This window comes from Rhizobium jaguaris (assembly GCF_003627755.1).
Classification (GTDB): domain Bacteria; phylum Pseudomonadota; class Alphaproteobacteria; order Rhizobiales; family Rhizobiaceae; genus Rhizobium; species Rhizobium jaguaris.
This window is the reverse complement of record NZ_CP032695.1, coordinates 2,347,617-2,372,395: the sequence shown is the minus strand read 5'-3', so window position 1 is coordinate 2,372,395 and position 24,779 is coordinate 2,347,617. Positions and strand designations below refer to the sequence as shown.

Annotated in this window: 20 protein-coding genes; 11 read left to right on the top strand and 9 right to left on the bottom strand. The window is 60.5% G+C overall.

Annotated elements, in window-relative coordinates; genetic code table 11:
* The first annotated feature begins 9 nt into the window (after positions 1–9).
* The 5 genes from CCGE525_RS33095 to CCGE525_RS33075 all read left to right on the top strand — a co-directional run bounded on the left by CCGE525_RS33095 (position 10) and on the right by CCGE525_RS33075 (position 5,468).
* Positions 10–996 carry an aldo/keto reductase gene (locus CCGE525_RS33095; protein WP_120708388.1) on the top strand — a complete coding sequence of 329 codons (987 nt, stop codon included), beginning with the start codon at positions 10–12 and terminating at the stop codon, positions 994–996.
* 179 nt (positions 997–1,175) lie between these two features.
* Positions 1,176–2,222: a LacI family DNA-binding transcriptional regulator gene (locus tag CCGE525_RS33090; protein WP_120708387.1), complete on the top strand. Its 1,047-nt coding sequence runs from the start codon at positions 1,176–1,178 to the stop codon at positions 2,220–2,222.
* Between the two features lie 123 nt (positions 2,223–2,345).
* Positions 2,346–3,539, top strand: coding sequence for a CaiB/BaiF CoA transferase family protein (locus CCGE525_RS33085; protein WP_120708386.1), 1,194 nt, complete (start codon positions 2,346–2,348; stop codon positions 3,537–3,539).
* Position 3,540: 1 nt separating this feature from the next.
* Positions 3,541–4,689: a type 2 periplasmic-binding domain-containing protein gene (locus tag CCGE525_RS33080; RefSeq protein WP_120708385.1), complete on the top strand. Its 1,149-nt coding sequence runs from the start codon at positions 3,541–3,543 to the stop codon at positions 4,687–4,689.
* An 8-nt stretch (positions 4,690–4,697) separates the two neighbouring features.
* Entirely contained in the window at positions 4,698–5,468 is a 771-nt protein-coding gene (locus CCGE525_RS33075; RefSeq protein ID WP_120708384.1) for an enoyl-CoA hydratase/isomerase family protein, read from the top strand.
* A 62-nt stretch (positions 5,469–5,530) separates the two neighbouring features.
* Here the strand turns inward: CCGE525_RS33075 and CCGE525_RS33070 are convergent, their stop codons facing one another.
* Entirely contained in the window at positions 5,531–8,185 is a 2,655-nt protein-coding gene (locus CCGE525_RS33070; RefSeq protein ID WP_120708383.1) for a glycosyltransferase family 39 protein, read from the bottom strand.
* A gap of 552 nt (positions 8,186–8,737) precedes the next feature.
* On the opposite strand from CCGE525_RS33070, the gene CCGE525_RS33065 reads away from it, so the two are divergent.
* A complete protein-coding gene (locus tag CCGE525_RS33065) occupies positions 8,738–9,802 on the top strand; it encodes a glycosyltransferase (RefSeq protein ID WP_120708382.1) in 1,065 nt (354 codons plus the stop codon).
* Between the two features lie 128 nt (positions 9,803–9,930).
* On the opposite strand, the gene CCGE525_RS33060 is transcribed toward CCGE525_RS33065, so the two are convergent.
* From CCGE525_RS33060 to CCGE525_RS33030, 7 genes are all read right to left on the bottom strand, one after another.
* Entirely contained in the window at positions 9,931–11,328 is a 1,398-nt protein-coding gene (locus CCGE525_RS33060; RefSeq protein WP_120708381.1) for an LLM class flavin-dependent oxidoreductase, read from the bottom strand.
* 35 nt (positions 11,329–11,363) lie between these two features.
* Entirely contained in the window at positions 11,364–12,362 is a 999-nt protein-coding gene (locus CCGE525_RS33055) for an ABC transporter permease (protein WP_120708380.1), read from the bottom strand.
* 2 nt (positions 12,363–12,364) lie between these two features.
* Positions 12,365–13,387 (bottom strand): ABC transporter permease, encoded by a 1,023-nt coding sequence (locus tag CCGE525_RS33050; protein ID WP_120708379.1) that lies wholly within the window; start codon positions 13,385–13,387, stop codon positions 12,365–12,367.
* Entirely contained in the window at positions 13,377–14,924 is a 1,548-nt protein-coding gene (locus tag CCGE525_RS33045) for a sugar ABC transporter ATP-binding protein (protein ID WP_120708378.1), read from the bottom strand. The genes CCGE525_RS33050 and CCGE525_RS33045 overlap by 11 nt, the downstream gene beginning before the upstream one ends.
* Before the next feature lie 58 nt (positions 14,925–14,982).
* Entirely contained in the window at positions 14,983–15,993 is a 1,011-nt protein-coding gene (locus CCGE525_RS33040) for a sugar ABC transporter substrate-binding protein (RefSeq protein ID WP_120708377.1), read from the bottom strand.
* Positions 15,994–16,107: 114 nt separating this feature from the next.
* Positions 16,108–17,175 (bottom strand): ABC transporter permease, encoded by a 1,068-nt coding sequence (locus CCGE525_RS33035; RefSeq protein ID WP_120708376.1) that lies wholly within the window; start codon positions 17,173–17,175, stop codon positions 16,108–16,110.
* The gene (locus CCGE525_RS33030) at positions 17,172–18,653 is read right to left on the bottom strand and encodes a sugar ABC transporter ATP-binding protein (protein WP_120708375.1); all 1,482 of its coding nucleotides are present in this window, start codon (positions 18,651–18,653) and stop codon (positions 17,172–17,174) included. Before CCGE525_RS33030 ends, CCGE525_RS33035 begins: the two co-directional genes overlap by 4 nt.
* Positions 18,654–18,880: 227 nt before the next feature.
* Here CCGE525_RS33030 and CCGE525_RS33025 point away from each other — a divergent pair, with 227 nt between their 5' ends.
* Positions 18,881–19,927, top strand: a complete 1,047-nt coding sequence (locus CCGE525_RS33025; protein WP_120708374.1) for a substrate-binding domain-containing protein — start codon at positions 18,881–18,883, stop codon at positions 19,925–19,927.
* 85 nt (positions 19,928–20,012) lie between these two features.
* The gene (locus CCGE525_RS33020) at positions 20,013–21,224 is read left to right on the top strand and encodes an acyl-CoA dehydrogenase family protein (RefSeq protein ID WP_120708373.1); all 1,212 of its coding nucleotides are present in this window, start codon (positions 20,013–20,015) and stop codon (positions 21,222–21,224) included.
* Between the two features lie 70 nt (positions 21,225–21,294).
* On the opposite strand, the gene CCGE525_RS33015 is transcribed toward CCGE525_RS33020, so the two are convergent.
* The gene (locus CCGE525_RS33015; RefSeq protein WP_120708372.1) at positions 21,295–22,512 is read right to left on the bottom strand and encodes an SfnB family sulfur acquisition oxidoreductase; all 1,218 of its coding nucleotides are present in this window, start codon (positions 22,510–22,512) and stop codon (positions 21,295–21,297) included.
* A 227-nt stretch (positions 22,513–22,739) separates the two neighbouring features.
* On the opposite strand from CCGE525_RS33015, the gene CCGE525_RS33010 reads away from it, so the two are divergent.
* The 3 genes from CCGE525_RS33010 (at position 22,740) to CCGE525_RS33000 (ending at position 24,701) form a co-directional block, all read left to right on the top strand.
* Positions 22,740–24,020: a DUF763 domain-containing protein gene (locus CCGE525_RS33010; RefSeq protein WP_120708765.1), complete on the top strand. Its 1,281-nt coding sequence runs from the start codon at positions 22,740–22,742 to the stop codon at positions 24,018–24,020.
* A gap of 79 nt (positions 24,021–24,099) precedes the next feature.
* Positions 24,100–24,312 carry a hypothetical protein gene (locus tag CCGE525_RS33005; protein ID WP_120708764.1) on the top strand — a complete coding sequence of 71 codons (213 nt, stop codon included), beginning with the start codon at positions 24,100–24,102 and terminating at the stop codon, positions 24,310–24,312.
* Between the two features lie 200 nt (positions 24,313–24,512).
* Positions 24,513–24,701, top strand: a complete 189-nt coding sequence (locus CCGE525_RS33000) for a hypothetical protein (protein WP_120708371.1) — start codon at positions 24,513–24,515, stop codon at positions 24,699–24,701.
* Positions 24,702–24,779 lie beyond the last annotated feature (78 nt).

Below are 24,779 nucleotides of genomic sequence, written 5' to 3'. Positions count from 1 at the left end.
ATAGGCGCTATGCGTAAGCGGCGAATTACATCGGCGGGATTGGATCTGACGGAGGTCGGCTTCGGCGCGGCGGGGATCGCCGGCCTCTATGTCGAGTGCAGCGAAGAGACGGCGCAGGCGACGCTCGACCTCGCCTGGCATTCGGGCATTCGCTATTTCGATACGGCACCCTTCTACGGCGCGGGTCTGTCGGAAGAGCGTGTGGGCCGCTTCCTGGCCGGCAAGCGGCGTGACGACTATGTGATCTCCACTAAAGTCGGGCGCCTGTTGCAGCCGGCACCGGCTTCCGCCGCTTCCTCCCATGGTTTCGTCGGCGCCCATCCATGCGCGATCGAATTCGACTATTCCGGAGACGGCATCCTGCGCAGCCTCGAGGCCAGCATCAAGCGCACCGGGCTAGATCGCTTCGATATCCTCTATGTGCACGATATCGGCACCTACGCCCACGGCGAGGACGATAATGCCCGCCACATGCAGGCGTTCACACGCTCCGGCATCGCCGTTCTCGATGACCTGAAGGCAAGCAGCGTGATCAAGGGATGGGGGCTGGGTGTCAACGAAGTCGCCGTCTGTCTCGACGTGCTGGAACGGACCCATTTGGACTGCATTCTGATCGCCGGACGCTACACCTTGCTCGACAGGCGGGCGGAGGAAAGGCTCATTCCGCTCTGCGCAGAGCGCGGCACATCGCTTGTCGTCGGTGGCGTATTCAATTCTGGCATCTTGGCAACCGGGGCGGTTCCCGGCGCGCGCTTCGATTACGCGGAGGCCGATGCCGATATTCTCGAACGCGTCGGCAGAATAGAGGCGCTGGCGGCGGAGGCCGGAACCGATATCGCCACTGCCGCCCTGCAGTTCCCGCTGCAGAATCCGGCTGTGGCCTCCGTACTGATCGGTTCGGCCGATACATCGACGCTGAGACGCAATCTGACCTCGCTTTCGCGCTCCGTCGAGCCTTCGCTCTACGAAGCCTCAAGGGCATTCAGTTTGCGATGAGGCGGCCGCGCCTGGGCGGCGACATATTTGCTTTGACGAAAATCGGAGATAGCGACTAAGTAGCAGGATCGGGCGTTGAGAGGGAATCGCATGGCAGCGACCATGTTTGTCATGCGAATAGCCGGCGATGGCGTTGCTAGGAGACGGTTGGGATTGCACGGCGGTGCAGAGGCGGCTTCATGATCGAGGCTTCCCCCTCCCGACGTAAGGCGCGCCGAAAAGGAAGCGGCGTCACCATGGCCGAGGTGGCGGCTGCCGCCGGTGTCTCCATGCAGACGGTCTCGCGCTATCTGCGCTTTCCCGACACGGTGAGCGCCGAGACCCGCAGGCAGATTCAGGACGCGATCGAAAAGACGCATTATGTGCAGAATCTCGCCGCCAGCCATCTTGCGTCCATGCGCAGCAATACGGTCGCGGCTATCATACCGACGCTTTCCGCATCGGTTTTCGCCGAAACGATCCAGCATTTTTCCGAGGTGCTGCACCGCGAAGGCTATCAGATCTTTCTCGGCAACACGGATTATCGGTCCGATCGCGAAGAGGAAGTGATCCGCAGCCTGCTTGGCCGCCGACCGGACGGATTGTTTATCATCGGCACGCACCACACCCGTAACAGCATCGCACTTCTGAAGCGCGCCGGCATCCCGGTCGTCGAAGGCTGGGACATGACGTCCCGTCCGATCGACCGGCTCGTCGGTTTCTCCAACATAGCGGCGATCTCCGAAATGGCCCGTCATCTGACCAAAAGCGGCCGCAAACGTATCGTCTTCGCCGGCGTCCTGCGGAGAGGTGACAGTCGCGCTGCCGAACGCCGTGACGGTTTTGTCGCGGCGGTGAAGGCGATCTTCCGGAATGAAGAGCCGAGACTTTGCATCGTAAACGACCTGCCTCTCGAAATGGCGTCCGGAGCGGAGTTGCTCAGACGATCACGCGCCACGTTTCCGGATGCCGATGCGGTGATGTTTTCGAGCGACGTGCTGGCATCCGGCGCGCTGCTCGAAAGCGTCCGGCTCGGCATCGCAGTTCCCGACAGCCTTGCCATCACCGGCTTCGGCGACTTCGAACTGTCTCGTCATCTGAATCCGTCTCTGACGACGGTTTCCGTACCCTCCGATGAAATTGGCCAGCAGGCGGGCCGTCTCTTGCTCGAAGGCATGCGCGGCCTGCCTTCTTCCGCGAAACGCATCGACGTCGGTTTCACCCTGAAGATCCGCGGGAGCGGCTGAAACGCTGCCATGCTTTCCTTGCCGGAAAATGGGCCTGAAAAATGTTAGCGCTCACTATGGACAATTCAGAAAGAAGGCGTAGTTTGCGGGCAACGGGAAGCATGCCGAGGGAGGAATGCATTTATGGGAGTTCTGTCAGGGATACGCGTGCTCGATTGCTCGATTGCGATGGCGGGTCCCTTCGCTGCGCAGAGATTGGGCGATCTGGGCGCCGACGTGGTGAAGGTCGAGCCGGTCACCGGCGAATGGCAGCGGCATGTCTCCGCCGGCGGCGCGGGCGGCAACAAGGTCAACGTCTCCTTCCTGTCGCTCAATCGCAACAAGCGTTCGCTGGCGATCGACCTGAAATCGGCCGATGGCAAACAGGTGCTGTTGGAACTGGTGAAGACCGCCGATGTCTTCCTCCAGAACTATCGGCCGGGCGTGGCGAAGCGTCTTGGTGTGGATTACGAGTCGCTTGCGGCGATCAATCCGCGGCTCGTCTACGTCTCGATCTCGGGTTATGGCGAAGACGGCCCCTATATGAATCGTCCGGGCCAGGATTTAGTGCTGCAGGGCATGTCAGGCGCCATGCTTTCCGCCGGACGCGAGGGCGAGGCGCCCACGGCCGCCGGCCAGTATCTCGTGGACGCGATCACCGCCTACACCGCCTTTGAGGGCGCGCTTGCGGCGCTGTTCCATCGCGAACGCACCGGGGAGGGCCAGCTCGTGCAGGTCAATATGCTGGACTCGATCACGACAATCCAGATGCAGGAACTCTCGGTCTTCACCGTCGGCCACAAGCCGCAGAAGCGGTCCGCCGAACCGCATGCGCATGTCTATATCCGCGCACCCTACGGGGCATTCGCCACCAGCGATGGCTTCATCATCGTCGCCTTCCCCAAGCTCAAGACGCTTGGCGAAGTGATCGGCGAAGAGAGCTTCCTGACGATGGTCGACGAGACCGATACCTGGTCCCGTCGCGACGAAATTTTCGCCAAGACGCGTGAGAAATTGAAGGCAAAGACGACGGCCGAATGGCTGGAAGCGATGCGGGCGGCCGATATCTGGTGCGGTCCGGTCTATGGCTATGCCGATCTGGTGGAGGACGAGCAGATCAAGCACAACGGCACCTTCGTGGAATATGAACATCCGACCGAGGGGCTGGTGAAGACGCCGGGCTTCCCCATCCGCTTTTCCAAGACGCCCTCCACCGTCGAGCGTGGTGCGCCGCTTACCGGCCAGCATACTCGTGAAATCCTGAGGGAGGCGGGCTACGATGCGGCCGAGATTGCGGCGTTGGAGCGCGCCGGAGCGGTCGCTGCGGGAGAGCTGTGACATGCAGCGCCTGGAGGCTCTGACCTGGGATCATCCGCGCGGCTACAGTGCTCTTGCCGCCGCCGCGCGTTTGCAGGCCTTTGCGGAGAGCGGCCTGTCGATCGCCTGGGACAAACAACCCCTGGAAGGCTTCGAGTCCCATCCGATCGCCGATCTCTGCGCGCGCTACGATCTCGTCGTTCTCGACCATCCGCATGTCGGTGAGGCGGTTGCCGGCGAATGTTTGCGGCCGCTGGAAGAGGTTTTCGGCGCGCAAGTGATTGCGCGGATCGAGGCGGACTGCATCGGGCCGTCGCTGGCAAGCTATCGTTTTGCAGGTTCGCATTGGGCGCTGCCGCTCGATGCTGCCACACAGGTGATGGCCTGCCGGACGGATCTGACGGATGGTTTCACGCCGATCACATGGGATGAGGTGACGGCACTTTCGGCCTTGACCGGTAAGGTGGCGCTGTCGCTTGCCGGCCCGCATGCCATCCTCTCTTTCCTGTCGATTGCCGCGGCCTATGGCGAGCCGCCGGCCGCAGCCGATCCGGATATCCTGGTATCGCGCGAGACGGGGAAGGCGGTCTATGACCTGATGCTTGATCTCGCCAGCCGCAGCCCACTATCGGTGCGCGAAAAGAACCCAATCGGCATCCTTCAGCATATGGCCTTGCATGACGACGTCATTCTTTGCCCACTCGTCTATGGATACGTGAACTATGCCGCCCCCGAACAAGGCCGCCCCATCGCGTTTCATAACGCCCCGCGTCAAATGACAGGTGGCCGGCCGGGTTCGACGCTTGGCGGCACCGGTATCGGCATCTCCCGCCGATGCCCGGTAACACCAGAACTAAAGCGCCACCTTCTTTGGCTGATGAGCCCCGAGGTCCAGATCGGCTTCATTCCAAGTCATCAGGGGCAGCCTTCGCTCCGGGCGGCGTGGCAGGATGCTGGTGTCAACGCACGCTGGGGTCGGTTTTACGAAAATACCGCCGAGACGCTGGAGGCAGCCTATGTCCGCCCGCGGCACAATGGCTACATCGCATTTCAGACCCGCGCCTCCGCTTTGCTGCGGGACGCGATCGATACGTGCGCGTCGGCGCCAGGCATCATCGACCAGTTGCAAACCATGTACCGCGAACACCGCGTTGCCGGTGGCGAAAGATAGGAACCGCCATGACCGAAGACATACGATTTTCCATCGATGGGGCCATTGCCACCATCACCCTCAATCGCCCGCAGAAGCTGAATGCGGTCACGCCCGAGATGGCGAATGCCATCGTCGAAGCAGTCAAGACCTGCAATGACAGCGATACGATCCGCTGTGTCATCCTAACCGGCGCAGGGGAACGCGCCTTCTGTGCCGGGTCGGACATTCGCGAGCTCGATACCTATGAGACGCCCTGGCAGTTCCGCAACCGGCCGGACTATTGCGACGCCTTCCGCGCGCTGCTGAAACCGACCATCTGCGCCGTCAACGGCTATGCGTTCGGCGGGGGGCTTGAAACGGCCATGTCCTGCGATATCCGCATCGCTTCGGACAACGCGCAGTTTGCTGCTCCCGAGATCAAGCTCGGCTGGATCGGCGGCGGCGGGATGGCAGCGCATCTTCTCCATTCCATCGGCGCTTCCAACGCCGCATTGATGCTGATGACCGGCGATCCCATCCCAGCCGACAAGGCATTGCAATGGGGGCTTGTCAGCGAGGTTCTGCCGCCGGAACAACTTCTTTCGCGAGCCCGCGCCATTGCCGAGATCATCGCCTCTCGCGCGCCGATCGCGGCTGAAACCGCCAAGCTCAATCTTAAGGCCGCCGTCTCGATGCCTCTTGAAAAGGCGATCGAATACGAACGCGACCTGCAGACGATCTGCTTTGCAACGGCAGACGCCGCAGAAGGGCGCGCTGCTTTCAAGGAGAAGCGGCCGCCGGTCTTCACCCGAAGGTAATTTTCCGGATTACGATCATCGCATGGAGGCAGCAGATAATCGCCTGATAGTGATATCCCGCCTCACTGTGTGTTGCACGATACTCCGGGTATCTGGGTCGCAAGGGGAGGGCAGCTACGCAGATCATATCCGATTCTGTAGTAGAAGCTGCCGACCGGCGCGCCGTGTTTTGTAACCTTTTGCTCTTTGATCTCGCTCAACCGGGAAAAGAGCCCGTCAAGAGACGTCTGCTCCAGGTCCCCCTTTTTCAGCCCAAACAGAATAACATTGCGCCCCTGCACGTCGGCAGGTTTGAACCAGTATCCATACATGAGACTATCTTGACCCAACGCGCCACGACCCATGGAGGTCCGAACGGCGTCATCGTCCACGCGATCATAGAAGGCGATTTCGCTAGCGACGAAGTACTTGTCCATCCCGGCCAGCAGGACCTGCTTGCCCGTTTCCTGCTCGACGTTGCGTTCGATCAGGCCCGCTTGATGACCGAACTCCTGCCACGCGACAGGCAGCGTCCGGATGTTACCGAAGTGACCGACCAACGGGAAACCGAGGACGAGATAATGCAGCCCAAGCCCGTAGATCACCAGCATGGTCATCACGGTTGGAACCCATAGGCGACGCAGCAGGCCGTCAAATCTTGATAGGCTGCCGCCGGCTGCGACGATGGTTGCCGAGATTGCCGGCAAAAGAGCCAGCCAGAGCGGTCCCGTCCAGTTCAGCTTGACCTCATGAAAGAGGCTGAATGCGACGAAGACCGAGAGGGGAACGAGTGTATAGATCTTGATGAAGAGGGATCGGCGGCGGGCCTCGGTGTCCGTCTTCCTCTCATACGTCACGCGGTTTCTGGTCACCAGCGCTGACATCGCGGCCACCAATCCCAATGGCGTCAGCAGGATCGCGGCACTGCTGATCAGGTCAGGAAGCGAGAAGGTCTTGGCGCTTTGCAGACGCCCCGAGCTTTGGAATGCGAACGATGCCCAAGCATGTGTCGCATTCCAATAGATCACCGGTGAGAAGAGTGCAGCAGCCACCGCGGCGGCGAGATAAGGCTCTGGCCGCAGCAGCCAACGTCGCGCCCTGGCGTCAAGAAGAAGGAAGATCAGCGTGGCGGGACCGAGGAGCGCGATCGTGTATTTGGAGAGCATCCCGAGGCCCACGCACAGGCCGACACCCCACCAGGCCCGGCGCTTATCTGCTATCAGCGCACGCTCGAGAAAATAGAGCGTTCCGGCCCATGCAGCCGTCAGCGGGACGTCCGGCATCATCATGAAGCCGGTGGAAAAGAAGAACGGCAAGATGGCGACGAGCAGAACGCTGACGAACGCCGCCGACTTGCCGGACAGATTGCGCGATAACCGGAAAGCGAAAAAGCAGGTCACGATCCAGGCGAGATAAGCGCCGATACGGACACCGAACCCTGTGTTGCCAAACAGGCTTGTTCCCAGCCATATCAGCCAGGCGACCATTGGGGGGTGGTCGAGATATCCGATGTCGAGATGTTGGGAGTAATTCCAATAATAGGTTTCCTCCGGCACGAGATCGACAAGCCCGAGGAAAACCAATCGCAATGCGAGGATGTAGCCCAGTACGCCGATCGCCGCCACGCGCCATCGAACATCGGATGGCGCGCGGGTACTGGCGGATGGAAATACGAAGAAGGCATTGCCGAGATAGTTGACGATGGCGGCGGCCCCGACGCCGAGAATGATGGCGACTTGAGGGGGCCATCCGAGAAGCTCGACAGCGCCGGCAAGCATGCCGCCGCGCAGAGCGAAAGCTAGCAGGCAGACAGTCATGAAGCGGATGTAGCGTCGCCAATCCCGCTCGGGGAGGCGTGGCCCATCGCTCGCAAATGCCCATCTGGAATTCAAGATATAGTTGGAAATCGTGGCGACGGCGAAGCTGGTGACATGCGCTGCTACCAACCCGAATCCCATCCCGAACAGGATCTGGAAGAGCAGCAGGTCGAGAGCCAGGCCAATGAGGCCGACACCCGCAAAACGGGTCGCGTTTCCAAAGGAAACCGCACCTCCGGCAAGGACCATGAGACGGCGGGCATAATCTATCATGTGCCCCCATCCGATCTTCGTTTGCCCGTGTACCCGATCACGAAAGATGATCGGGACCTCCGTCAGCCGAAGGGCGTCGCCGCCTTCCGCGATGATCTCCAGACCGATCTTGAAACCGATTGCGGTTGGATCGATCGCCAGAAGCCGCTCCTTGCGCACGGCAAAGAACCCGGACATCGGATCCCGCATATCGGTCAAGGGCCAAGCCAGGGCGCCGCCGAGGCGGGACAGCAGCCGTCGGGACCGTGGCCAATCCGGTGTGGCGCCGCCCGGCACATAGCGGCTTCCGACCACCATGTCGCTCGTCCCGTCGATGATGGGTCGAACGAGATTGCGAATCTCCTCCGGCGGATGGCTCAAATCGGCATCCATGACCACGACGATGTCGCTGCTGGCATGTCTCGCCGCTGCCAGGACATCCCCAGCCAAGCCTCCCTTGCCGCCTGGGGAAATAAGCCTGATGGGCGCCTTATTCTCCCATGCCTGGACGCGCTCGATCGTGCCGTCGGTCGATCCGCCGTCGGCGATCAGGACCTCGAGCGCGATGTCGTCACCGGACTGCGAAAACAGGGAAGACAGGAGAATGTCGATATTGTCGGTCTCGTTGAGGGTCGGAACGACAACTGAAATCAATTGGTGATGTTTCATGGCATTATCAGGGGAAGCGTCTGGCTCGGATGCAAGAGCTTTGCCGGCCGGCTTCCGTGACCGATCTGAAATATTGCGGGAATGGTTCACAGGCTTACAGACGACAACAATGCGCCGGAGCGCGGGGACGCTAGAACAGTTCTAAACCAACACAGTAGGATCAGAGCGGCCGAATAATAATTTTTAGTTTGCACTTGCTTCATGAGGAATCGCTTTCTTTCCCGGCGGGCGCGACTATCGACAATGACGCTGACAGCCACCTGAAGACTATTTTTAAGTCTTTGCTAAGGCGACAGGGCCCAAACCGCGGCGATCAACCGACCGGCGCTTGGCCGGGGTGATAGGACATTATGGCCATTCAAAAGCCATAAAGCTGCGGAGGCTCGTGGCGGTACAGACGTACCAAGCGTATCTTCGCCACCCTTCGGCCAGCATGTCTGTGACAGCAGCTTTCAGCTTTGGAAAGTTGTGCTCGCCGGAATGGGTTTTAATCCACAGGACCTGAATGAGTAGGTTCGCCGCGACCAAAGCAGATTTGCGAGGTTCAATGCGATGCACCCCATCACAGACCGTGTTCCAGTTTCCATCATCATCTCGAACTACAATTATGCACGATTTCTGAGGCGCTCTATCGACAGTGCCTTGGAGCAAAGCCACGACGATACGGAGGTGATCGTCGTCGACGATGCGTCGACCGACGAAACAGCTGATGTCGTTGCTTCCTATGGATCTCGAATTAAGACGTGCCTGAGAAAGGCCAATGGCGGGCACGCTGCGGCGTTCAACACCGGTTTTGCCTCGAGCCGGGGCGAGATCGTCCTTTTCCTGGATGCCGACGATTATCTCTACCCGAACGCGGTATCCGAAATTGTCGATGCCTGGGAGGAGGATACCGTCCAGGCGCAGTTCAGATTGCACCTCGTCGATGAGGATATGCAGGTGAGAGATGTCTTCCCGCCTCAGGAACTGCCGTTCGACTCCGGCGATGTCACCCCGAAACTGCTGCAAAGGGGGCGCTATCGGACCACCGTCACCAGCGGCTTGGCTTTCAAGCGTTCGGCGCTGGATGCGGTCATGCCGGTTCCGGAGAAAGATTTCCGCCAAGGCGCCGATGGCTATCTGGTGACAGTCGCGCCTCTTCATGGAAAGGTGACGTCGATCGAATCCTGCCTAGGCGCTTACCGTATCCATGGTGCCAATCACTCCGTCTTTGCGGAGAAACTCGGCCAGCGCGCGCGCTGGCGAATGGAGCATGACTTCCATCGAATCGACGCCTTGTTGGATCAGGCAGCCGAAATCGGCCTGACGGTGCCAGAGGACGTCAATCTCCACGATCCCGTTCATTTGGAAGAACGTTTGGCATCGCTCTGTATGGACAAATCCCGGCATCCCATGGTCAGCGATTCCAGATTTGCGCTCGGCGCTGCCGGTGCCGTCGCCAGCGTGAAAATGAATGCCTCTTTCCGACGCCGTGCGATGCAGGCGGCATGGTTTTTTTCCGTCGGCGTCCTTCCCGGCCGCATGGCGAAAGCGGTTCTGTCATGGAAGCTTGTTGCCTCATCGAGGCCCGCCTTCCTCTTGCGACTTTCGAAGACCATTCGCCATGCTGTCGGATAGGGTTGGGGGCAAACACCTCGTGGCGGATGCTTTCTCTTGGAGCCGACACCAGCAAAGGTGTGAGCTTCCGTGGGTGTAAACGTCGGCCTGATATCCAGGCCGGCGTTTGAACGAGCAAAGTGCTGTGGCTAACCTGCTGCAGCTTTAACGATCTCAGCCGCATTGAGATCGCGATAGGCGGCGCCCGGATGGGGTGCTTGCAGCCGGGGGCCTTTGCTACCGAGCTTTTCTCTCAGCGTTCCCTGGCGATAGTCGGTCTTGTAGACGCCGCGCTTCTGCAGCTCGGGCACAAGCAGATCGACCGCATCCTCGAAACTTTCCGGTGTCACCGCATAGGCAAGATTGAAACCGTCGACATCGGTATCCTCGGCCCATTCCTGCAGGAGGTCGGCAACAGTTTGCGGCGAGCCGACGAAGACTGGGCCAAAGCCGCCGATGCCGACCCAATCCGCCATCTCGCGCACCGTCCAGATCTTGTCCGGATCTATGGTGGTGAAGGTTTCGACAGCGGACTGAACGGCGTTGGTATAGCGGTGCCGGAGCGGTTCGTCCGGGGCGAACTGGCCGAAGTCGATGCCCGTCCAGCCGGAAATCAGCGTCAGCGCGCCCTCATAGGAAACATATTTGCGATATTCGTCGAACTTCCGTTTCGCATCCGCATCAGTCTCGCCGAGAATCACGGTCTGCAGGTTGAAGGCGAGAATCTCGCGCGGATTGCGCCCGACCCGCGCTGCCGCCTCGCGAACATTGGCGACGTAACGCTTCAGCACCGTCTTCGACGGTGCGGCGACGAAGATGCATTCGGCATGGGCTCCGGCGAAATCCTTGCCGCGGCTGGAGGCGCCGGCTTGATAGAGCACTGGCGTACGCTGCGGCGACGGCTCGCTCAAATGAATGCCTGGCACGGTGAACTGCTTGCCGGAATGATGGATCGGATGAACCTTGTCCGGATGGGTGAAGATGCCGGTCTCGCGGTCGCGCACCACGGCGCCGTCTTCCCAGCTTCCTTCCCAGAGCTTGTAGCAGATTTCCAGATATTCCTCGGCGAGATCGTAGCGATCGTCGTGCTTCGTCTGCGCCGCCTGGCCGATATTGCGCGCACCGCTGTTCAGATAGGAGGTGACGATGTTCCAGCCGACGCGGCCCTTGGTCAGGTGGTCGAGCGTCGAGATGCGGCGGGCGAAGGTATAGGGGTGTTCGAAGGAGAGCGATGCCGTCAGCCCGAAGCCGAGATGTTCGGTCACATAGGCCATGGTCGGAATGAGCTGCAGGGGATCGTTGACGGGGACTTGAGCTGAATGGCGCAGAGCGGCGTCGACATTGCCGTTCAATACGTCGTAGACACCGAGCACGTCGGCGATGAACAGGCCGTCAAACTTGCCGCGCTCCAGCGTCTTGGCGAGATGGACCCAATAATCGAGATCCTTGTACTTCCACGACTGATCGCGCGGATGCCGCCAGAGGCCCGGCGACTGGTGACCGACGCAGTTCATGTCGAAGGCGTTCAGCCTGATTTCGCGACTCATATCGTTATTCCTGTATGTATTCGACCAGCACCTTGTCAGGCGCCGACGGTTTTCCTGTTGATGAAGCTGAAGGCCAGGACGGCAAAGATGAGCGTGCCCGTGCCGACCTGTTGCCAATAGAAGTTCAGGCCGGTCAGCAAGAGGCCATTGGCAACGATGCTAAGAAGCAGAACGCCAAGTACGGTTCCTGCGACATTCGGGCGGCCCAGCGATGAGAGCGTGGTTCCGATAAAGGTCGCGCCGATGGCGTTCAGAAGAAACGCGTTTCCGGAGGAGGGAATGTAGACCGTAACGGTCGCGGTCAGAATGAGACCTGCGACGGCCGCGATTAGCCCGGCAAGAATGAAGGTTGCGGCAATATGGCCGCCGAGGCTGATGCCGGAATAACGCACGACGCTTGGCTGGATGCCGATCGAAAGAACCACGCGGCCGAAGCGCATGCGGGTGAAGAGCATGACGGCGGCTGCGATGATAAGGACGGAGATTGCGAGCGGAACCGGAAAGCCGGCGATATAGCCATGGCCGAGAAAGCGGAAGGCCTGCGGCACGCCTGAGGGCGGCAGATAGACCGGGTTCCCGCCATTCGTCAGCAATTGCTGCACGCTGCGGCCGATGAACAATGTGCCGAGCGTTGCAAGGAATGGCGAGACCCCAATCCATGAAATCAGGAGGGCGTTAAACGCGCCGACCGCAGCACCCACTGCTAAGCCGGCCAGTAGGCCGAGCGCCACCGGTTGCCCGGCAAGTACGAGAGACACGAATGCGAAACTCGCAAAATCGACCGAAGTCCCGACCGACAGGTCGATCCCGCCGGCAGACACGGCGAAGGTCATGGCAATGGAAACAATGGCCAGCAGAGTGAAATTGTTGACCAGAATGCTTTGCAGGTTGGCAGGGGTCAGAAAGGTCGGCGTTGTTGCGGAGAAAATCGCAAAGACGGCGACGAGCGCCAGGATCAAGCCATAGCGCGCCAGAATGGTGAGAGGACGATGCGAACGGGTCTGCGACGGAAAAGCTGAATTCGAAAGCGGCATCGTCAGATCTCCCGCTTGCGCAGCAATGTCGTCGCCGAAACGACGATGAGGATGAGGAGGCCCTGAATGCCGCTGACCAGCGTGCTCGGCAGATTGAGGAGCTGGAAGCCGTTGACGAGGAATCCGACCAGCAAGGCCGACAGCAGCGTTCCGGTAATCGTCGGCACGAGCCGACGGGAGAAAACCGAGCCGAGAAGAGCGGTGATGACGACAGGCAGCAGCATCTCGCCGGAGCCGGTCGTACTGCCGCTCAGATACGAGACAGAAAGGATGCCCGCAATGCCGCCGCACAATCCGCTGGCGACGAAGGCGCCGGCGAGCAAGCGCTTGAGCGGCAACCCGGCTGCGCGCGCCGCATCCGGAAACTCGCCCACCGCATAGAGCCTCAGGCCCAGCGGCGTATTTTGCACGATCACCGCCGCAACTGCGGCAAAGCCGAGGAGCACATAGGCAAGCACCGGAATGCCGAAGCCGTCGGAGGCGGACAGTGCCGTCAGGAAATCGCTCGAAGCCGGTAGGACCGTATTTTGCGTCAGCACCAGTTCCAGACCGGCAACGATGTTCATGACGGCGAGCGTGGCGAGCAGGGGTACGATGCCGGCCAGCACGACCGCGGCGGCGTTGACTGCACCGATCGCCAGTCCAACCAGCAAGGTCGCAACGATCACCACGGGATCGCCGTAGCCAAGCTGCAGGAGACTGGCATAGACGGCTGCGCTGAGGCCCATATTGGCCGCGAGCGACAGATCGATGCCGCCGGTGACCACGTTGGCGCCGCCGGCGATCAGAACGACGGTCAACCCGATGGCGAGCACGCCCGAGATGGCTGACTGGCCGAGTACATTTCCGATATTGCCGATGCTTAGGAAATAAGGGGCAGTCAGTGAGAAGACGGCAAGGATGACGGCAAAGGCAATAAGTGAGCCGAAGCGCAAGGCAGTTGCGGCGACATTGCCGGCTGAGCGGATCGGAGTTTCCTTTGTAGCTAGATCGGCTGCGGGAGCGAACTGAATGTCAACCGACATGGCGCAATCCTTCTGACGCACCGGTCGATTCCGCCAGCACTTCATCTGTTGTGGTTTCCGAAGAGATGAATTCGCGGGTCACCCGGCCGCGGAAGAGCACGAGAATGCGATCGGTTATGCCGATCAGCTCCGGCAGATCCGACGAGAGGACGATGATACCGGCCCCACGAGCCGCAAGCTCACCGATCAAGGTATAGATTTCCACCTTCGAACCGATGTCGACGCCGACGGTCGGCTCATCGAGGAGATAGATTTCCGAATGGCGGCTCAACCATTTTGCGATCGCAACCTTCTGCTGATTGCCACCTGAAAGCGTGCGCACCAGCGTGTCGCGTCCCTGAGCCTTGATCTGAAGCCGTTTGACCAGGTCATCGGTATCACGGCGCTCGCGCTTTCGATCTAGAAGGCCTAACCGCGTATAGCGGGAAAGGCTGGACAGCGTGACGTTTTCCGCAAGGCTGAGATCGAGTGCGACACCGTGGCCGCGACGGTCTTCCGGCACCAGAGCGATTTGCTTGCCAACTGCCTGCGCGGGGCTGAGCGGTTGCGCCGGTTTTCCTGCAACCTTGATGCGACCCGAAACAGCTTTCTCCAGCCCAAACAAGGCGCGCACCAGATCTTTTGCACCGGAACCCAGAAGGCCGGTTATGCCGAGTATCTCGCCGCGACGCAGCGTGAAGCTGATGTCGGCAAAACGGTTCGGCGCTGTCAGGCTCTCGACCTTGAGAATCTCTTCGCCGAGTTCGATGCGCCGTTTTGGGAACATCTCTGCGATCTCACGCTCGACCATCAATCGCGTGATGGCGGCAGCCGAGGTCTCCGCGATCGGCACCGAGGCGACGTCGAGGCCGTTGCGCAGCACCGTTACGTGGTCACACAATTCCTCGATCTCGCCGAGGTAGTGGGAAATGTAGATGATTGTCACGCCTTCGTCGCGCAGTCGGCGGATCAGACGAAAGAGGATGTCGGCCTCCCGCCGGATCAGCGCCGCCGTCGGTTCATCGAAGACAAGCACCTTTGGCTGGTTCAGGAGCGCGCGGGTGATCTGAACGATCTGCCGTTCCGCAGTGGAGAGTTCCCCGATCAGGACGTTATTGGGCAGATTCACCCCGAAATAATTGGCCAATATCTCACGCGCGCGGCGCTGCATGCGCCGGCGGTCCAAAAGCGGCGTGCCGGCAATACGAGCTTCGCGACCGAGAAACAGCGCCTCGCCGACGGTGAAGGTCGGCACCAGCAGCCGGTCCTGGTGGATGAACTGGATTCCGAGAGACTCTGCAAGATGCGGTGTCAGATGATCGAAAGCTCGGCCTTCGATCTCGATCCGCCCTTCATCCGGCCTGTGCAATCCGGCGAGCAGCTTGATGAGCGTCGATTTGCCGGCGCCGTTCTGGCCGACCAGGCCGTGAACCGTGCCGGGCCGTATCGTGACGGAAGCCCCGGCAAGCGCCTGTGCCCCGCCAAAGTGTTTCACGATACGATCAAAGTGAATGACGTGGTCATCGGTCTTTTCGAATTGTGGAGCCAAGGCTGTCATTTCATCGATCCAATGGAGGTGAGATGATGCGGCCCCAGCCGCATCATCTGCCAGACGTTCACCCGATACCGAGCTTCTTGGTTACCTCGGCGACGTTTGTCTTGTTGGCCAGCAGTGCGGGCACATAGGTTTCTCGCGGCAAGGTCTGGCCGGCCAAAAGCTTGGCGACGTTTCGGATCGCGGTGCGGCCGATCTCGGCTGGCTGCTGGGCGGCATCGGCGCCCGCGGGCGAATTTGGATCGGCGACAAGCTGCAGGACTTCCGGGCTTCCATCGACGCCGTACGTCCTGATTTCCGTGCGCCCGGCTGCCGCGAGAGCTTGGGTCGCGCCAAGCTGTGGAATATCCCAGGCGGACCATATCGCCTTGATCGATCCCTTCTCGGGATATTTGTTGAGGATCGCGGTGATCTGCGTGAAGGCATCCTGGACCGTGTTCGGGATAACGTCCCTAAGTTCCGGCTGGATGATCTTCACTTTCGGGAAATATTTGACGACATTGACGAGCTGATCGTAGCGGATCGCGCAGGGCGTGACCCCGTAGAAGCCGTTGAAGACCACGATATTGCCTTCGCCACCGATATCGGAGACGAGCTGTAAGGCGAGGTCCTTGCCAATGCCCCAATTATCCGAGGTCGTGTTGTTGATGGAATTCGTGGAGCCGACATCGACGGTCAGTACCGGAATGCCAGCGTCACGAGCCTTTTTCAGCCACGGGTCGATGACGCTGAGAGTGCCGAGAATCTGGACGATAGCATCCGGCTTCTGCGCAATCAGCGTCTGAAGCTGCGCGACGAGCTTGCCGTCGTTGCGGCCTGCATCGACTGCGATCGGTTCGCCGCCGAGTCTTTTCACCTCTGCGATCTGAGCATTATAGGCCTGCAGATCGAAATAATGGTCTGTGCCGGTGGCGCTGATGGCGATGCGCTTACCCTTCAGCGACAAGCTATCATCATCGGCCGCAGCCGATTGCCCGGCAAAAACGCCGGTGCCTGCAAAGGTCGCGCCGGCGACGGCTGCGAGTTTCAGGATTTCCCGGCGTCCAAAGCCGGATTTTTGGTCATGGTTCATGGGGTTCCCTCTCTGCGATAATCCATAAATTATATGTATTTAATGAAATAAGGAGGAACGCTATTCCAAAAGGCGTTTGTTCGAGAGAAAAGTTCCTCGGGCGATGCTTGTAATTCAGCGCTCGCCGTTTCGCCCGAGGCCGTAGGTCAGGGCAAGGGCGCCGACGAGGACGGCGCCCTTGACGAAGTCCTGCGTGTAATAGGGGGCGTTCAGCATGGTCAGTCCGTTGAGCAGCACACCGACGAAAACGGCACCGGCGATGGTGCCAAGCACGTTCGGACGGCGCAGGCCCAATACGGCAAAGCCGATCAACGAGGCGGCGACCGCGTCCATCAGCAGCGAACCGCCGGACGAGACATCGCCCCGGCCGACGCGAGCGGCGATGACAATGCCGCCGAGCGAGGCCAGCGTGCCGGAAATGACATAGGCCAGCGTCTTCAGCCGTGTCGTCGACGCTCCGGCGAGCCGCGTCGCCACCTCGTTGCCGCCGGTGGCGAAAAGCAGGCGGCCGATGCGGGTCCGCTCCGTCAATACAAACAGCACCAGGGCGACAAGGATCATCAGGACGACTGAGACCGGCACGGTACCGAACAGGTTGTAGCGGCCGATCAGCATGAAATGCGGATCGTAACTGCCGGCAGCCTTCGAGCCGTCAGGCAGGATCAGTCCGGAGGAGATCGAGCGCCCGGCGGTCGGGATGAGCTGCAAGCCGGAGAGCAGGAACATCATCGACAGGGTCGCCAGGAGATCGGGTACCCTCAGCCGGACGATGATGAAGGCGTTGATCAGGCCGATCGCCGCACCAAAGGCCAGCACCAGCGGCACGGTTGCATAGGCGTCGAGCCGCCAGACGATCATCGCATAGCTGGCCGCCATGACACTCGATGCGGCGACTGCGCCGATCGAGAGGTCGAACCCGCCGACGGCAAGTGTCACTGTGACGCCGGCGCCAAGGATCGCGACGACGGAGACCGCCTGCAGAATGCTCATGAGATTGTTGATGTTGATGAAGGCGGGCTGGGCGGCAGTGAAGCCGATGACGAGCAAGGCGAGCAAGATGAAGACCGCGCCGGAGCGCAGGATGCCGCTGAGGGCGGTGAACCAGCCGATTGCCGGATCTGCGGGCGCCGGCTCGGTCCGATCAGCCGGTTGCGGGAAGCTGTCATTGTCCACGGATGTCATGCGGAAATGTCCTCAATAGCATGTGGGTTCGCCGCATCGGCGACGGTGCTTAGGCTGTGCCGGTCGATTGTGAGAATGCGGTCGGCGACCTCGTAGGCTTCCTCAGGGTCGGAGGTGGCGATCAATGTGGCGCGATTACTCCGGCGGCGTATGGCCTGGATGATGTCATGCCGGGCGCCGACATCGACGCCCTGGAAGGGTTCGTCGAGCAGCAGAAGCCGGCTTTGCTCCGCTTCCCAGCGGGCAAGCACCACCTTCTGTTGATTGCCGCCGGAGAGCGTCCAAACGGAGGAAAAGGGGCCCGAGGCTTTGATCCGCAGCCGCTCGATCGCCTTCTCCGCTTCCCGGCGCTCGCGGCTGCCCCAGAGGAGACCGCTCGGATACCAGCGGCCGAGATGCGGCAGGCTGATCGTGCCGGCGACCGAATTGCCGGGCCAGGCGGCAGGCATCAGCGAAGAACGGTGCCGGTCCTCCGCCGCCATGGCAACGCCGGCGGCGATCGCCTCAGCAGGACTCTTCGGTCGATAGGGTTTGCCATCGAGGTGCATATCGCCCTCGATGAGTTGGTTTAGGCCGAAGAGCGCCGAGAGGAGCCGGCTTTTGCCCGCACCGAGCACGCCGGTAATGGCGACGACTTCACCCTCGTGCAGCGAAAGATCAAATGGCGTGGCGTTGGGCAGCAGGCGTGCATGGCGCATTTCGAAGATCGGCGTGCCGCCAACGTTGCGTGCACCCGGCCGTGCCGATTGCAGTTTGCGGCCGATCATGGTTTCGATAGCTGCCGGAAAATCGATCGGACGGACAAACGAGCCCACCACCTGCCCGCCGCGCATGACGAGCGCGCGATCCGCGACCGCATCCAGATCCGCTGTGCGATGAGAGATATAAAGGATCGCCAATCCCTGGCTCTTCAGCCGCAGGAGGATATCGAACAGGCGGCTGCTTTCCTGCCCGGAGAGGCTCGCTGTCGGTTCGTCGAGGATCAGCAGATCGGCCTGATTCGCCAATGCACGCGCCACGGCCACCAATTGCCGGTCCGCCGCCGCCAGATCGCCGAAATCCCGATCAAGCGGCAGGGAGAAGCCGGCGATGTCTAGTATGGCTTGCGCCTGGGCGCGGATGCCGGCGCGCGATACGAAAAACCGCACACGACGATCGGCGAAACGAGGCAATAGCAATGCGTCCGCAACCGTCAGGCCGGGAGGTCCAACGAGATCGGTCGACTGATGGACGGTGACGATCCCCGCTTTTGTCGCTTCAGCAGGGTTTGCCGGGGCAAAGCTCCGTCCCTTGAAGGTAATCCTGCCAGCATCGGCAGGCAGTGAGCCGGATAATATTTTCACTAGCGTCGACTTTCCCGCGCCATTCGCGCCCATCAGGGCAACGATCTCGCCGCGCTTGATGGAGAGCGTCGCATCGGCAAGCGCGCGGGTTGGGCCGAAGCTGCGCGTGAGGTTTTCGACTTGGAGCAGGGGCATACAGGATTTTCCGGTTTCCCGGATAATGCCCTAGGCTGCGATTGAACTTCCAGGCACGTCATTTCCGGCACAAAGCCACAGGCGGAACAAAGAATCTCCGGAAGCCGCAAAAATCGGATCATTTAGTCTACTAAAAATATAGAGTTTATTTCTAATAGATTGACGCGCCGCCGGGAACCAGCTGCCCGTCAGACGACGCTTTCGACCGACCATAAGGAAACACGACGATGAAATCTCTCGCACGGCTCGCCCTGTCTGCCGCCGTCATTCCATTCGTCTTCATGCAGCCGGCGAATGCCGATGGCATCGCCGGTGCGCCCGCACCATTCAACAAGGGGGGCGTCAAGCTCGCGCTGATCAGCTACATCTCCGCCGGCGATTTCTTCCAGGCCTATCAGGCGGGCGCCGAAGCGCAAGCCAAGGCACTCGGCATCGATCTCCGCGTCTTCCCAGGCCGCCAGGATGCCGCCGAGCAGCGCGAGCAGATCCTCCAGGCCGTCAATCTCGGCGTCAGCGGTATCGTCATCGATCACGGCCTGCCGGAATCGCTCGGCGATGTTGTGCAGCAGGCGCTCGACAAGGGCGTTAAGATCGTCGCCTTCGATGTCAACCTCAACAATCCGAAGATCCCCCAGGTCGAGCAGAGCGATCACGAACTCGCACAGCAAGCGCTCGACCAGGTGGTGAAGGACAACGGCAAGAGCTTTGCCGCCGGCTACGTCTATGTCGCGGGCTTTGCACCGCTCGACCGTCGCAACGAGGTCTGGGACAAGTTCAGGGCCGCCAATCCCGGCGTGGTCGAAAAGGCGCGCTTCGGCAATGTCAGCGACACGACTGCCACCACCACTGCCGACCAGGCCAAGGCGGCATTGACGGCCAATCCCGATATCAAGGTGGTCTTTGCGCCCTACGACGAATTTGCCCGTGGCGTGAAGCTCGCGGCCGGCGACCTTGGCATCGCCGACAAGATCAAAATCTATTCCGCCGATGTCTCGACCGCCGATATCCAGGAGATCACCGAGCCGGGAAGCCCGTGGGTCGCGACCGTCGCCACCAATCCGGCCGTGGTCGGTGCCGTTTCCGTTCGCGCGGCCGCTCTACAGATCGCCGGCCAGGAGATTCCGCACCAGATCACCATCAAACCGACACTTCTGACCCAGGACAGCCTGCGCGCTGCTGGCGTCAAGACCATCGAGGATCTGGCCGCCAAGATCCCGGCCTTCAGCACCAGTGATGCTGCGACCGCGAGCTGGATTCCGGACAAGTTGTTCTGAGCTTCGCAACAAGACTTGTGCGGTGGCACGTTTTCGGTGCCGCCGCATCTTCATTTCAAGAGATCGATGGATCGGGAGTTTGGATATGAGCCAATCCAATGTTGTTTTCGCCACCCCCCATAGTACCGGGCGGGAAGCCCTATTGTCCACCGCGGCCGAGATTTCCGCCGATTTCGCGAAGCGTGCGGCCGAACTCGACCGCGAAGGGCTGCCGCCGCTGAAGGAAATCATCCGGCTTAAGAATTCCGGTCTGCTCAACGCGCTGCATGCGTCGCAGATCGGCGGCGGCGGTCTCAATTGGGTCGATGCGCTGAAGCTGGTGCGCATCATCGCGCGCGGCGAGAGCTCGCTGGGCCAACTTATTGGCTATCACTTCGTCAATAGCCAATATATCTATTGGGCGATCGAGGATGACGCTCGCGCCCATGCGCTCGGCGTGGAAACGGTAGCGAAAAACTATTATTGGGGCGCTGCCGTCAATCCGCGTGATCCGGGTCTGGAGCTGACCCGGCGCGGCAACACCTATGCGCTCAACGGCCGCAAATCGTTTTCGACGGCGGCCCATATCTCCGATTATATCAATGCCAACGCCGCCCTTGACGGCAAGATCGCCAGTTTCGCCGTACCGACCAATCGGCCGGGTTATGTCACCAATGACGATTGGGACAATATCGGCCAGCGGCTCTCCGATAGCGGGAGCGTCGAGTTCCGCGATTTTCCGGTCTACGAGGAGGATTTCATTGCGCTACCCTCCGAACCGGATGCGCCGCCGCCGGTGCTTTCGACCTTCAACACCCCGCTGATCCAGCTCGTCTTCGTCAATTTCTACCTTGGCACCGCCGAGGGTGCGCTCGAGGCGGCGCTCGACTATGTTCGTTCGACAACCCGGCCATGGATCACATCCGGCGTCGGGAAGGCGGCGGACGATCCCTATATCCTTGAGCGGGTCGGGGAGTTCGCTGCTGCGCTGAAAGCCTCGGTCGCGCTCGCCGATAGCGCCGCGCAGGCCGTTGAGGCGGCGCTGTCCTGCGGCAGGGAGGTCACGGCTCGTGAGCGTGGGGAAGCGGCGGCGGAAGCCTATGCGGCGAAGGTACACGCGACCAACGTTTCGCTCGACATCACCTCGCGCGTCTTCGAATTGACCGGCGCCCGCTCTACCGCTTCGCACTACCGGTTCGACCGCTTCTGGCGCAACGTCCGCACCCATACGCTGCACGATCCGGTTTTCTACAAGGCAAAGGAAGTCGGTGAGTTCGTTTTGAACGGCAAGATTCCGGCCGTCAGCCTCTATAGCTGATCAGCATCCTCCCAAGGTGCATGGAAGAAGGCCCGTTCCGGCATCGGAATGGGCCTTCTTGCTTGAGGGCTCAAAGTGCGCCGTTCTTCGGTGGCGTCACGTCGTTGAGATGATAATTGCCGACGACATGATATTTCCAGCGCACGGGATCGTGCAGTGTGTGGGTACGCGCATTGCGCCAATGGCGATCGAGATTGAGGCCGACGCGAACGGATGAGGTGCCGGCCAGTTCGAACAGCGTGTTCGACGCTTCAAGCGCGATTTCCGTCGTCAGCACCTTCGCAGCCGCGACGGCAAGCGTGGCCGAAACGACATTTGCTTCGCTTGGATCGATCTGGGCCACGTCGACCTTCTGACCGGCACGTTCGACGACAGCGGTCGCGGCCTCGAGACGAATGGCGATCTGTCCGATCTTGGCGATGGTCAAGGGATCGTCGGAGGCATGTTCGACGCCGCTGTCCATCCAGGGGCGCGACTTGGTTTTGACGAATTCGACGGTTTCGGCGAAAGCAGCGCGGGCAATGCCGAGGTCGATGCCGGCATGGATGATCTGCCCGACGGAACCGATGGTTGTCGGGCGCTCGAACCCCTTGTGATGGAAGACGACGGCATCCGCGCGCGCATAGACATTGTGGAGGATCGTTGTGCCGCTGCCGGTCGTCCGCTGGCCGAACCCGTCCCAATCGTCGATGATCTCGATTCCCTCGGTGCCGCGCGGCAGGAACGACATGGTCAGCCGGTCCTCCTCGTCCAGTGCGAAGACCGTGATCCAGTCGGCGAAAACGACACCGGTTGAATAATATTTGCTGCCATTGATCCTGTAGCCGAGCCCGTCGCGGCTGATGCGGGTATTGTAGTGGCCGACTGTCTTGGTGCCGCGTTCGGACAGCGCGTTGCCGAAGCGATCGCCGGCGAGAGCTCTGCCGAAAAAGAATTTCTTCTGCTCTTCGCTGCCGTCGGTTCGCAAGGCTTCGAGAATGTAGAAATGGTTTTGCGGTATCTGCCCGATCGAGCCATCGGCTTCGGCGAGAATGGCGGTAACCTCGGCCAGAACCGCATTGGAAACGTCGAGCCCGCCATATTCGGAGGGAACGGTGATCGAAAGCAGACCCGATTGCGACAGGGCCTCAAGCTCATGATGCGGCAGCAATCGATCAACGTCGCGATCGGAAGCCGACTCGGCAAATCGTCTGGCCAGTGCTCGCGCTGTCGCGATTGCCTCTTCTTCGGTCGTCAATTGGGTCGCCACTGGGCGAATTCGATCGGTCTGTTGCAGGGCTAAATCCATCCGCACTCTCCTAGTTCCACCGCCCCATGGGTGAAGGATATGCAGGCGAAAGGTAAGAGCTTACATTCTATAGATATAGTGCATTATAAAATGTTTTTCGGCCGGCGGCCTAAGCGTCACCCTCGCATATTAATGTTCAAGCTGGATGCTGCGGATCGATATCGTGCGTGGCGTAATCCGGTTGCCGGTACTACATTGCTTTGGATCTGATTTGGAGAGCGATGAACTTGGCGCAAAGAGCGGGCAACGCTGATCTTCCCCTGCATGGAGGCCGGGTGCCGAAATGGCTCGGCGACCGGATGACGCGTTTGGGCGCCGTGATTACCGAGGCGGTGGTTCAGCATTATGGGCGTGACGAACTATTGCGACGGTTGGCCAGTCCGTTCTGGTTCCAGTCTTTTGGCGCCGTCATGGGCATGGACTGGCATTCCTCGGGCATTACTACCAGCGTCCTCGGTGCGCTGAAACGGGGTCTGACGCCGCTTGCCGGCGACCTTGGAATCCATGTCTGCGGCGGTCGCGGTGCTCAGTCGCGCAAGACGCCGGATGAGTTGGCGGCTATCGGCAATCGTGTCGGTATCGACGGCGCGGCGCTTGCGACGACAAGCCGGCTGGTCGCCAAGGTCGACAGCGCCGCACTTCAGGACGGATTCGACCTCTATCTGCACGGCTTCATCGTGACGGACGATGGCAAATGGGTCGTCGTCCAGCAGGGAATGAACGGCGATCGGCGACAGGCACGGCGGTATCATTGGCTGTCCGAAGGGCTGACAAGCTTCCTTGATTCCCCGCATGCGGCCATCGAGGGAAGAGACCAGGGCGAGATCGTCAATCTCGCCGATAGGCGCGCCGATCAGTCACGCGCGGGTCAACTCGATTTGCTAGCCACTTTGGGGCCGGATAAGATCGTGTGCGAGTTGGCCGCGCTGCAAGCCGAGCCGACGGCAGTTGGCAAAGACCACGCGCAACCCATGCTGCCGCATTTGATCATGCCGGCACATCATGATGTGCGCGAAACCGATGTGAACATGCGGCGACTGCACGGAAATCTGGCGGCTGCCGCCGACCGTGGGCCGGTGGATTTCGAGGACCTGCTGCTGACATCGGGCGTTGGCGCAAGAACGGTCAAGGCGCTGGCAATGGTTGCGGAAGTGGTGCATGGCGCGCCGTACCGCTTCTCCGATCCCGCCCGGTTTTCGCTCGCACATGGCGGCAAGGACCGCCACCCTTTCCCGGTTCCGTTGAAGGTCTATGACGAGACCATCAGCGTGATGAAATCGGCGGTGAGAAAGGGACGGCTGGGTCGCGACGAGGAATTGCAGGCTTTGAAACGCCTGGACGATCAGTCCCGCTTGCTCGAACGATATGTCACCGGTCCCGATCTCAAGGAGATTGTTGCTGGCGAATTTGACAAGTCCGCTTTTTACGGCGGACGCAGCGTATTCGGCTGGGAGCCTCCCCCGTTGGAAGACGAGGAGGAAAGACGCCGGCAGCCGTCAAAAGGCTGACAACTGGCTTGCGCGCCAACGGGAACATAATCCCCGCTCGATTGTTGACATCCAGATGATCGGCGCAAGGAGCAGGATCATGATGACGAATGCTGCAAAAGAGCTGGCGACAGAATATTTGCGGTTGGGCGGCCATCGTCTGCTGGTGATGGACGACAACCTCTTGTCGACGAATTGCTGGGAGCCGGACCCGCCGGAGGCGGAGAACTTCTGGAGCGAGCGTATCGAGACGCTGAGCCTCAGACGCCGCAACGAGGTGATGTCTTTTCTCCCCTCGATCAATGACGTCTGACCCGGGCCGCTGCTGCTGAGACCTATGTCTGCGTCCCGCGAAGACGCTGGGCGCCAATGGCCTCCGTTGCCTCGTATGCTGAAATCGGTCGGCTCACCCGAATTAATTAACGAATGTAGTTAATTCTTTAATAATTTTGTGTTTACTAATGGAACAAAGCGCGGGGCTAACCGTTTCTGCGCCGCACCGGAGGAAACACGATGAATTTCAAAATCGTCACCGCTCAGTCCGAAGTGGAAACCGAGGACACCGGAACCTATCCGGACGGTATGGTGGAGCACAATCGTCTCGACTTTTCCTCAAGTCGCGAAAAACGTCACCGCAGATCGCACGAGCGCGACTATGGTGCCGCCAAAGAGCTTGCGCCTATTCCGGTTGGCCTGGTGTAAGCCGGATTTCACTGATGTCTTGATCCGCCCGAGAAGGTCCGGCGGCTGGCGATTTGCCGTGATAAGGCTTTGACGGTT

Bases quoted from the DNA above. Each gene is read 5' to 3' on its own strand.
- CCGE525_RS33095 (WP_120708388.1), top strand. From the start codon at position 10: ATGCGTAAGCGGCGAATTACATCGGCGGGATTGGATCTGACGGAGGTC.
- CCGE525_RS33090 (WP_120708387.1), top strand. From the start codon at position 1,176: ATGATCGAGGCTTCCCCCTCCCGACGTAAGGCGCGCCGAAAAGGAAGC.
- CCGE525_RS33085 (WP_120708386.1), top strand. From the start codon at position 2,346: ATGGGAGTTCTGTCAGGGATACGCGTGCTCGATTGCTCGATTGCGATG.
- CCGE525_RS33080 (WP_120708385.1), top strand. From the start codon at position 3,541: ATGCAGCGCCTGGAGGCTCTGACCTGGGATCATCCGCGCGGCTACAGT.
- CCGE525_RS33075 (WP_120708384.1), top strand. From the start codon at position 4,698: ATGACCGAAGACATACGATTTTCCATCGATGGGGCCATTGCCACCATC.
- CCGE525_RS33070 (WP_120708383.1), bottom strand. From the start codon at position 8,185: ATGAAACATCACCAATTGATTTCAGTTGTCGTTCCGACCCTCAACGAG.
- CCGE525_RS33065 (WP_120708382.1), top strand. From the start codon at position 8,738: ATGCACCCCATCACAGACCGTGTTCCAGTTTCCATCATCATCTCGAAC.
- CCGE525_RS33060 (WP_120708381.1), bottom strand. From the start codon at position 11,328: ATGAGTCGCGAAATCAGGCTGAACGCCTTCGACATGAACTGCGTCGGT.
- CCGE525_RS33055 (WP_120708380.1), bottom strand. From the start codon at position 12,362: ATGCCGCTTTCGAATTCAGCTTTTCCGTCGCAGACCCGTTCGCATCGT.
- CCGE525_RS33050 (WP_120708379.1), bottom strand. From the start codon at position 13,387: ATGTCGGTTGACATTCAGTTCGCTCCCGCAGCCGATCTAGCTACAAAG.
- CCGE525_RS33045 (WP_120708378.1), bottom strand. From the start codon at position 14,924: ATGACAGCCTTGGCTCCACAATTCGAAAAGACCGATGACCACGTCATT.
- CCGE525_RS33040 (WP_120708377.1), bottom strand. From the start codon at position 15,993: ATGAACCATGACCAAAAATCCGGCTTTGGACGCCGGGAAATCCTGAAA.
- CCGE525_RS33035 (WP_120708376.1), bottom strand. From the start codon at position 17,175: ATGACATCCGTGGACAATGACAGCTTCCCGCAACCGGCTGATCGGACC.
- CCGE525_RS33030 (WP_120708375.1), bottom strand. From the start codon at position 18,653: ATGCCCCTGCTCCAAGTCGAAAACCTCACGCGCAGCTTCGGCCCAACC.
- CCGE525_RS33025 (WP_120708374.1), top strand. From the start codon at position 18,881: ATGAAATCTCTCGCACGGCTCGCCCTGTCTGCCGCCGTCATTCCATTC.
- CCGE525_RS33020 (WP_120708373.1), top strand. From the start codon at position 20,013: ATGAGCCAATCCAATGTTGTTTTCGCCACCCCCCATAGTACCGGGCGG.
- CCGE525_RS33015 (WP_120708372.1), bottom strand. From the start codon at position 22,512: ATGGATTTAGCCCTGCAACAGACCGATCGAATTCGCCCAGTGGCGACC.
- CCGE525_RS33005 (WP_120708764.1), top strand. From the start codon at position 24,100: ATGATGACGAATGCTGCAAAAGAGCTGGCGACAGAATATTTGCGGTTG.
- CCGE525_RS33000 (WP_120708371.1), top strand. From the start codon at position 24,513: ATGAATTTCAAAATCGTCACCGCTCAGTCCGAAGTGGAAACCGAGGAC.